General features: G+C 46.5%; 1 pseudogene. It reads right to left on the minus strand.

The features are described from left to right. Positions 1-512, minus strand: a pseudogene (locus tag R7040_RS30085) (HlyD family type I secretion periplasmic adaptor subunit); the annotation flags it as partial.

The raw sequence follows: 512 nt of genomic DNA on the forward strand, positions 1-512 counted from the left end.
GCGGTCTTCCAAGCCAACAGCCGATTCAACTAATGCAGACAATTGGTCTTGAGCATTATTGAGTTTCTCTTGTTGTTCGGAACGGAACTTCAACGCCACATCGATGCGATTGAGCATGGATTCTTTGATGGCGGATTTGATCACTGGGATTTTCAGTTCGCTAGATGTCATTTCACGGCGAGTGTCGTTCACTTGGCGCTGCAATTTGAGTAGCTCAATACGCGGAACAACGCCTTCATCCGCCAACGGTTGGGTGATATCCAGTTCTTTCTTCGCGTATTGGTAGCTTTGGCGTAAGTTGCGCACTCGCGCTTCAATCTCGACCAAGTCTTGCTGTTTTTGCTCAACTTGTTGATCGATCACCGACAGTTGGTTGCGTAGGTTATCCAAATCTTCGCGGTATTCTGCTTTTTGACGCTGAGTTAATTGTGGCTGCGTCTCTTCCAATACAGGTGGGAAAGTCAGTTTGCCGTAATCGAGAACGACGCTTTTTTCCCAATCTTGAATATTAA

The sequence above is a fragment of the Vibrio sp. 1069 genome, assembly GCF_033340555.1.